This is a genomic window from Nonomuraea aridisoli, assembly GCF_003236395.1.
Lineage (GTDB): Bacteria > Actinomycetota > Actinomycetes > Streptosporangiales > Streptosporangiaceae > Nonomuraea > Nonomuraea aridisoli.
This window is the reverse complement of the sequence record NZ_POUD01000379.1, coordinates 1-7,145: the sequence shown is the minus strand read 5'-3', so window position 1 is coordinate 7,145 and position 7,145 is coordinate 1. Positions and strand designations below refer to the sequence as shown.

General features: G+C 71.5%; 10 protein-coding genes. 6 read left to right on the top strand and 4 right to left on the bottom strand.

Features of this window, described 5'->3' with window-relative positions; translation table 11 throughout:
* Both C1J01_RS44565 and C1J01_RS44560 read right to left on the bottom strand, forming a co-directional pair.
* Positions 1–433, bottom strand: a 433-nt coding sequence (locus tag C1J01_RS44565; protein ID WP_111185058.1) for a hypothetical protein, incomplete at its 3' end; no start/stop codon positions are given.
* Positions 434–494: 61 nt separating this feature from the next.
* Positions 495–968 (bottom strand): GNAT family N-acetyltransferase, encoded by a 474-nt coding sequence (locus tag C1J01_RS44560; RefSeq protein WP_220040426.1) that lies wholly within the window; start codon positions 966–968, stop codon positions 495–497.
* A gap of 79 nt (positions 969–1,047) precedes the next feature.
* On the opposite strand from C1J01_RS44560, the gene C1J01_RS44555 reads away from it, so the two are divergent.
* The 3 genes from C1J01_RS44555 to C1J01_RS44545 are packed head-to-tail and all read left to right on the top strand — an operon-like array spanning position 1,048 to position 3,435.
* Positions 1,048–1,554: a PadR family transcriptional regulator gene (locus C1J01_RS44555; RefSeq protein WP_111185060.1), complete on the top strand. Its 507-nt coding sequence runs from the start codon at positions 1,048–1,050 to the stop codon at positions 1,552–1,554.
* Entirely contained in the window at positions 1,547–2,212 is a 666-nt protein-coding gene (locus tag C1J01_RS44550; protein ID WP_111185057.1) for an ABC transporter ATP-binding protein, read from the top strand. Before C1J01_RS44555 ends, C1J01_RS44550 begins: the two co-directional genes overlap by 8 nt.
* A complete protein-coding gene (locus C1J01_RS44545) occupies positions 2,209–3,435 on the top strand; it encodes a hypothetical protein (protein ID WP_111185056.1) in 1,227 nt (408 codons plus the stop codon). The genes C1J01_RS44550 and C1J01_RS44545 overlap by 4 nt, the downstream gene beginning before the upstream one ends.
* Positions 3,436–3,454: 19 nt before the next feature.
* Here C1J01_RS44545 and C1J01_RS44540 read toward each other — a convergent pair whose 3' ends face one another.
* Entirely contained in the window at positions 3,455–3,910 is a 456-nt protein-coding gene (locus C1J01_RS44540; protein WP_111185059.1) for a hypothetical protein, read from the bottom strand.
* Positions 3,911–4,074: 164 nt separating this feature from the next.
* On the opposite strand from C1J01_RS44540, the gene C1J01_RS44535 reads away from it, so the two are divergent.
* The 3 genes from C1J01_RS44535 to pip are packed head-to-tail and all read left to right on the top strand — an operon-like array spanning position 4,075 to position 6,405.
* Complete coding sequence (locus C1J01_RS44535) at positions 4,075–4,851, top strand: neutral zinc metallopeptidase (protein WP_181449310.1); 777 nt, start codon at positions 4,075–4,077, stop codon at positions 4,849–4,851.
* 4 nt (positions 4,852–4,855) lie between these two features.
* Positions 4,856–5,410 carry a DUF6624 domain-containing protein gene (locus C1J01_RS44530; protein WP_111185054.1) on the top strand — a complete coding sequence of 185 codons (555 nt, stop codon included), beginning with the start codon at positions 4,856–4,858 and terminating at the stop codon, positions 5,408–5,410.
* Positions 5,411–5,454: 44 nt separating this feature from the next.
* Positions 5,455–6,405, top strand: coding sequence for a prolyl aminopeptidase (pip, locus tag C1J01_RS44525; RefSeq protein WP_111185053.1), 951 nt, complete (start codon positions 5,455–5,457; stop codon positions 6,403–6,405).
* Between the two features lie 219 nt (positions 6,406–6,624).
* Here the strand turns inward: pip and C1J01_RS44520 are convergent.
* A partial coding sequence (locus C1J01_RS44520) for a LysE family transporter (protein WP_111185052.1) occupies positions 6,625–7,145 on the bottom strand: 521 nt, incomplete at its 5' end.

Genomic DNA, 7,145 nt, shown 5'->3' with positions numbered 1-7,145 from the left:
TATAAGAGACAGGAGGGGTGGTGCCGACCGCCGCGATCAGCTCGACCGGAAACTCGCGGTCGGCCTGGCCGATCGCCAGGGCCAGCCACCTGCCCGTGTCCGGTCGCTGCCACACCAGCATCGAGCCGGCCACCATCGACAGCGCCGACATCGGCTCCGGCGCCTCGCCCTCCAGGTACGGCGCCAGGTCGACGGGCCGGGGGTCGCCCCAGCGGGCCGACAGGGCGGCGGCCAGGCCGCGGAGGGAGGTCTCGATCTCCTCGTAGGCCTCCTCGACGACGTCCAGGTCGGCGTCCCAGAAGTCCCGGCTGGCCTCCAGGACGCGCAGGTGGTGGCCCGGTCCGCTGGAGCGGTCGTCCTCGAGACGGCTCTCCTCCGGGAACGGCAGCGCCACCAGGTCGTCGACGGTGGCGAGATGATCGTGCGTGGTCACAGGCCAGGAGGCTACCGTGCCCCCGCCACCCCCATATAGCGACTTTTCGCGTTACATCCGGTCAGGTCGTGCGTTCCCAGCGCACCTCGCCGTCCTGCCACCGCTCCGTGGGACGCAGACCGGCCGCGCGGGCCACGGCCGCCGAGGCGGCGTGGGCGGGGTGGATGTGGGCGACGACCGTGCCGATCCCGTCGTCCAGGAGCCGTTCGACCAGGGCCTTGGCGGCGGCGGTGGCCAGGCCGCGGCCCTGCCACGGCGTGCCGACCACCCAGGCCACCTCGGCGGTGCACCCCTCGACGGTGGCCTGCACGTATCCGGCCGGCCGGTCGTCCGCGCGCACCCGGATCACCCAGTTCCGCCAGCCGGGCGGCCCCGCGACCAGCCGCTCGTAGCTGGCCCGCAGCTCCGGCGCCGTCAGCGGAGCCCCGCCCGTGAACGTGTGCAGGGCGGGGTCCGACAACACCTCGGCCATCTCGCCGGCGTGCTCGGGACGCAGGGGGACGAGGGTGAGCAGCGGGGTCTCGATGGTGTCCACCCGGCCACCCTAGAACCGCACACGCCCGGCCCGCCCTAAGCCGTCGCACGCGACTATTCACAAAGTGTATGTCGCCGGCATGTCAACCGGTCACGTGCTGCTCGGCTTCCTCGTCGAGCGCCCGAAGCACGGCTACGAGCTCAAGAAGGAGCACGATCACCGTCTCGCCGGCGCCAAGCCGCTGGCGTACGGGCAGGTCTATGCCACGCTGCAACGCCTGGAGCGCGACGGACTGGTGGAGGTGGCCGAGACGCAGCAGGAGGGCGGCCCCGAGCGCACCGTGTACGCGATCACCGACGGCGGCCGGGCCGAACTGGAGCGGTGGCTGAACACCGTCGAGCCGTCGGCGCCGTACGTCGCCAGCCCCTTGTTCGCCCGGGTCGCCGTCGCCGGCAAGGCCGCCGACGGCTATCTCGTACGGCAACGCGAGGCCCACCTGGCCCGCATGCGGGAGCTGACCGCCGAGAAGGCGTCCGGCGCGCCCGCCCAGGTGCTGGCGGCCGACTACGCGCTCCAGCACCTCGACGCCGACCTGCGCTGGATCGAGACCGCGCTCGCGCGGATGAGGGAGGTCAGCAATGCTTGAGGCCAGGGGCGTGGGCAAGTCGTTCGGCCCGACCAGGGCGCTGAACGGCGTCTCGCTGGAGATCGCGGAGGGCGAGATCGTCGCCATCACGGGGCCGAGCGGCGCGGGCAAGTCGACGTTGCTGCACTGCCTGGCCGGGATCGTCCGGCCGGAGTCCGGCGAGGTCGTCCTGGACGGCAGGCGGATCGACACGCTGCCCGAGGCGGAGCTGACGAAACTGCGGCGCGAGAGCTTCGGTGTCGTCTTCCAGTTCGGCGAGCTGGTGCCCGAGCTGACCGCGGCGGAGAACGTCGCGCTGCCGATGTTGTTCAATCGGCACGGCAGGCAGGAGGCGATGACCGTCGCGGCGGAGTGGCTGGCCCGGCTGGAGGCGTCCGACTGCGCCGACCAGCGCACGGGTGAGCTGTCCGGCGGGCAGCGGCAGCGGGTCGCCGTCGCGCGGGCGCTGGTGACCGGTCCGCGCGTGGTCTTCGCCGAAGAACCCACTGGAGCGCTGGACACGCTCGGCGGCGAGCAGGTGATGAGCGCGCTGCTCGGTGCCGCCCGCGCCGCCCGTACCGCCGTCGTGCTGGTCACCCACGACAACCGGGTGGCCGCCTACGCCGACCGGGAGATCGCCCTGCGCGACGGAGCGGTGCGGGCAGGGGTGGAGCGATGATCACCGTGCTGCGGATGTTGCACAGGGGACGCTTACGGGCCGAGCGGGTACGCGGCCGGCTGGTCGCCGCGGGCGCGGCGATGGCGACGTTCCTGGTCTGCACGGCCGTCAGCCTGGCGGACTGCGGGGACGAGGGCGCCTCGCTGACGGGGCTCGGTCTGGCCCTGCTGGCCGTGCCGGTCGCCGGCCTGGTCCATCAGGCCAACCGGCTGGCCTCGGCCACCAGGGAACGACGGCTGGCCGCCCTGCGGCTGGCCGGGGCGACGCCGGGTGACGTGCGGCGGCTGGGCGCCATGGAAGGAGGCCTGCTGGCACTGGGCGGGTCGCTGGCCGGCGGCGCGCTCTACGTGGTCACCCATCTCGCCGGGCCGCTGCCGCAGGTGCCGGTGGTCGTGGCCCTGGTGACGCTCGGCGGGGTCCTGTCGGGGGCACGCGCCGGCCGGCACGTCGTCTCCTCGCCACTGGGAGTGGCCCGCCGGGAGCGCGTGCGGGGGCCGCGCGTACGGGATCTGCTTCTCGTCGCGGCGGGTTGCGGGCTCTGGGTGCTGGGGGGCACGAAGAAGGGGGACTTCTGGTTCTTCGGCGCGTACGGGACGGCGGTGGCCATGGCGGACGGGCTGGTGCTGCTGCTGTTCGGCGTGACCCTGGCCGCGACCTGGCTGATCAGGGCGTACGCCCGCCGCGCCGGCCGGCGGGCCCGGTCGGCGGAGCAGCTGCTGGCCGCGCGGCTGGTCGAGGCGGATCCGCGGTCGTGGGCCAGGGCCCTGTCCGTGGTGAGCCTGACGGTGTTCTTCGGCGCGGGGGCCGGCGCCCAGCAGGCCGTCGCCGGCTACTCCCAGGCCCACGCGCTCGTGGACGTCGCCCTCCTGGTGGCCCTGGTGACCTCGGCGGTCGCTCTGGTGGTGCACCAGGCGGAGGAGCTCATCGACCTTCGCCGCCCGTTCGCCGCGCTGGCCGCCTCCGGAGTGCCGGAGCGGGCGTTGGGCGGGGTGCTCGTGCGGCAGGCGGTCATGGCCGCCTCGCCGGTCTGCGCGGTGGCGGCCGTCTCGGGGGTCGCGGTGGTGGTCCTGACCGTCATGGACGTCTACGACGTTCAGTCGCTCGGTTGGGCGGTCGCCAGGGCCGTGGCCATGGCGGGCATCGGGGTGCTCGCCGCGGTGCTCGTCGCCCTGGCGGCACGCCCCCTGTTGCGCGGCGCGCTCCGTTTCGAGGCGCGGACATGACCACGATCGGGTCCGGAGATCAGTCGCGGGTGTAGGTGAGCCCGAAGTCCACGCGCCAGGTCTCGCCGTCCGCCGACATCTCCCAGCGCGCGTCGATCGTGTCGCCGGCGGGGCTGAACGTGCCGTGGAAACGCTGGTTGAAGCCGGGAGCGTGGCGCCACATGCGCCACACTCCGTCGGCCAGCGTCATCTGGTACACCCGGTGGACGCCGCGCGCGTCGGCGTACAGCATCGTGAACCGCTCCGAGGTGTCGTCGAGGCCGATCAGACTGGTGACGGGGAAGGGCGCGTTCTCGCGCCAGGCCGCCGGCGCGCTCGGGGGGATGTCGGCGTCGGAGTACTGGTGCAGGAACAGGCCGTCGTCCTGCCAGGAGAACTCCGTCCAGCTCGCGCCGACGCCGTCGACCTTGAGCCGCACCGTCCAGCGGCCGAGGAGGGCGTCGAGCCGGGCCAGCGCCGGGTGCCGGTCTGCCATGGTCAATCCCCTTCGTCGCGTTTTCTTGCGGGAGTTCACGAGAGTAGGCGTTATATCGGGATCAGTCGAGGTGGCGGTTCGAATATTTCTTTGTTGATCTAGCCGTCATCGCCGCTGATTAAGCGGATTGCCGTAGCACCTGTCAGGCCTTATTGTCACGATTCGTGAAACTTATCCTGATCGCGGCTCTGGCCGGCGTTCTCACCGCGCCTTTAGGGGGCGCCGCTTCCGCAGAAATTACGACATATCCCGTCAAAGATCGAAAACTCACCACCAACCCGCTCTACGAGACCGGCCGCCTGCCGTCCACCACGTGCGCGGAGAAGCCGGTCAAGCGTAACGACCGCAAGAAGGCCCGCGCCTACTTCGACGCGGTCATCGACTGCCTGGGGACGACCTGGGAGCAGCACCTCACCGCCGCCGGCCTGCCGTACGAGAAGGTGAAGGTACGGCACATGACCAGGATTCCGAAGAAGTACTGCGGCCTGGACGTCGGAAAGGAGGATTCGCAGGCCTTGTATTGCTCCGACAACGGCACCATCATCGTCCAGATGGGGCGCGAATGGCTCAGCGAACCCGATGACCTGTGGCTGTTCGACATGGCCGCCTACGCGTACGCCTACCACGTACAGGAACTCGTCGGAATCGGCCCCGCCTTCCAGAAATTGCCTTACGGCAAGAAGGCCGAGCTGCAGGAGCAGATCCGCCGCACCAACCTGCAGGCCGACTGCCTGGCCGCCGCTTTCGTCAAGAGCGTGTGGCCGCTGGAGGGCAGGACCACGAAGGACTGGGACCACCTCGTGGACCTCCTCGACAGCGTGGGCGAGAAGGAGTCGTACGGCAAGCCCGCCACCATCCGTCACTGGGTGAGGCGCGGATTCAGCACGGCCGATCCCGGGTCGTGCAACACCTGGAGCGTCTCGCACACCGAGGTGGCGTGACGTCATGCGCGCACTGCTCGCCTTCCTGATGGTCGCGTTGACGCTGGTCGCCTGTGGTGGCGACTCCCAGCACAATCCGGAGCTGCGCGCCGAGCTGCTGCGGATGCTCAAGGAGGATCAGGAGATCCGCACCATGGAGGCGTCCCAGGAGGACTGGGACCGTGTGGAGAAGGCCAACGCCGAGCGCATGCGTCAGATCCTCGACGAGCACGGCTGGCCGGGGTACGCCATGGTCGGCAAGGACGGTGCGCAGGCCGCCTGGGCGCTCGTCCAGCACGCCGACCGCGACCTCGACCTGCAGCGGCGCGGCCTGGAGATGATGCGCCAGGCGGTGGAGAAGGGTGACGCCGACCCGTCGGAGATGGCGTTCCTGGTCGACCGGGTGCGGGTCGCGGAGCGCAGGCCACAGGTGTACGGCACGCAGTGGGAGACGACGCCTGAGGGCGAGTGGCGCCCGCGCACCTCGATCGAGAACGAGGCGCAGGTGGATCAGCGCCGCGCGGACGTGGGGCTGGGGCCGCTGGCCGACTACGTGGAGGAGCTCAAGTCGCTGGAGTGACGGCGCTATATTGAAGCGCTGTTACATCTGAGAAGGAGCCTCCTTTGCGTCCCCCTGTTGAACCGTATGACCACGGCATGCTCGACGTCGGTGACGGCAACCTCGTCTACTGGGAGGTCTGCGGCAACCCCGACGGCAAGCCCGTGGCGATCGTCCACGGAGGCCCCGGGTCGGGCTGCTCGATCAACGCGCGCCGCACGTTCGACCTCGAACGGTTCCGCACCGTCCTGTTCGACCAGCGCAACTGCGGTCGCAGCCGGCCGCACGCCGCCGACCCGGCGACCGACCTCAGCGCCAACACCACCCACCACCTGGTCGCCGACATGGAGCTGCTGCGCGAGCACCTCGGCATCGACAAGTGGTTGTTGTACGGCGGGTCATGGGGCTCGACGCTGATCCTGGCCTACGCCGAGGCTCATCCGGAGCGCGTGTCGGAGATCATCATCCCGGCCGTCACGATGACCCGCCGCTCCGAGATCGACTGGCTCTACCGCGGCGTCGGCCGGTTCTTCCCCGAGGCGTGGGACCGCTTCCGCCGCGGCGTGCCCGAGGCCGACCGCGACGGCGACCTGCTGAAGGCGTACGCGCGGCTGCTGTCCGACCCCGATGAGAAGGTGCGCGAGAAGGCCGCCATCGACTGGGTGACCTGGGAGGACGCGGTCATCTCTCTGGAGGTCAACGGCAAGCCCGACGCCTACAGCGACCGCCCCGCCGACGCCGTCATGGCGATGACCCGCATCTGCTCCCACTACTTCTCCAACGCCGCCTGGCTGGAGGAGGGCGTGCTGCTGCGCGACGCGGGCAAGCTGGCCGGCATCCCCGGCGTGCTGATCCACGGCCGCCAGGACATGGGCGGCCCGGTGCAGACCGCGTGGGAGCTGGCCCAGGCCTGGCCGGACGCCGAGCTGGTCGTCGTGGAGGACTCCGGGCACACCGGCAGCGAGGCGTTCAAGAAGGCGATCTTCTCCGCCATCGACCGCTTCGCCGACCGCTGAGGGGCGAACCCGCGGCTCGTCGGGGGTGTGGACGGTGCCCCTGGCGACCATCGCCTCGCCGTCGGTCGATTCCGGTACGGGAGAGCCGCGGGTTCGCGCGGCCGGACAGGGTGCGCCGAGGCGCCCGGGACGCCATCGCCACGCCTTGTCCGCTCGCTGACCTGCGCCAACCGTAGCCTCGGCGTCCGTCCGGCGGCCATCCATTTATCGCCGCGACGGTCAGGGAAAGAGCCGGGCGGCGAGGAGCGCGGCGAAGACGAGCAGCGCGAGCCCGCAGGCCGCCTCCAGCACCCGTACGGCCGCCGGCGGCAACGCGCGGCGCAGCAGCGCGATGAGCCCGGCCGCGACGAAACACCAGGCCAGCGACGACGTCATGAACCCGGCGAAGAAGACGGCCAGGCTCGCCGGCCCCGCGTCCTCGCCGAGCACGGCGCCGACCGCGCCGGCCGCGCCCGACCAGTAGACGACGTTCCACGGGTTGCCCAGCGACATGGCGGCCCCGACCGCGAGCGCGCTCCTGGCCGGGGGTGCGTTCGTGCTCGCGGGGGCGGCCTTGGGGGAGAGGGCGTCGCGGAGGCCGGTCAGCCCGAGCCAGGCGAGCAGCAGGCAGCCGCCGACCGTCAGGGGCACGCGGAGCACCGGGACCGTGAACAGCGCCCCGACGCCCGCCAGCCCGAGCAGCGCCCAGACCGCGTCGCCCGCCAGCGACCCTGCCTGCACCGCGAACGCCGGCCCGAACC

Bases quoted from the DNA above. Each gene is read 5' to 3' on its own strand.
- C1J01_RS44555 (WP_111185060.1), top strand. From the start codon at position 1,048: ATGTCAACCGGTCACGTGCTGCTCGGCTTCCTCGTCGAGCGCCCGAAG.
- C1J01_RS44550 (WP_111185057.1), top strand. From the start codon at position 1,547: ATGCTTGAGGCCAGGGGCGTGGGCAAGTCGTTCGGCCCGACCAGGGCG.
- C1J01_RS44545 (WP_111185056.1), top strand. From the start codon at position 2,209: ATGATCACCGTGCTGCGGATGTTGCACAGGGGACGCTTACGGGCCGAG.
- C1J01_RS44540 (WP_111185059.1), bottom strand. From the start codon at position 3,910: ATGGCAGACCGGCACCCGGCGCTGGCCCGGCTCGACGCCCTCCTCGGC.
- C1J01_RS44530 (WP_111185054.1), top strand. From the start codon at position 4,856: ATGCGCGCACTGCTCGCCTTCCTGATGGTCGCGTTGACGCTGGTCGCC.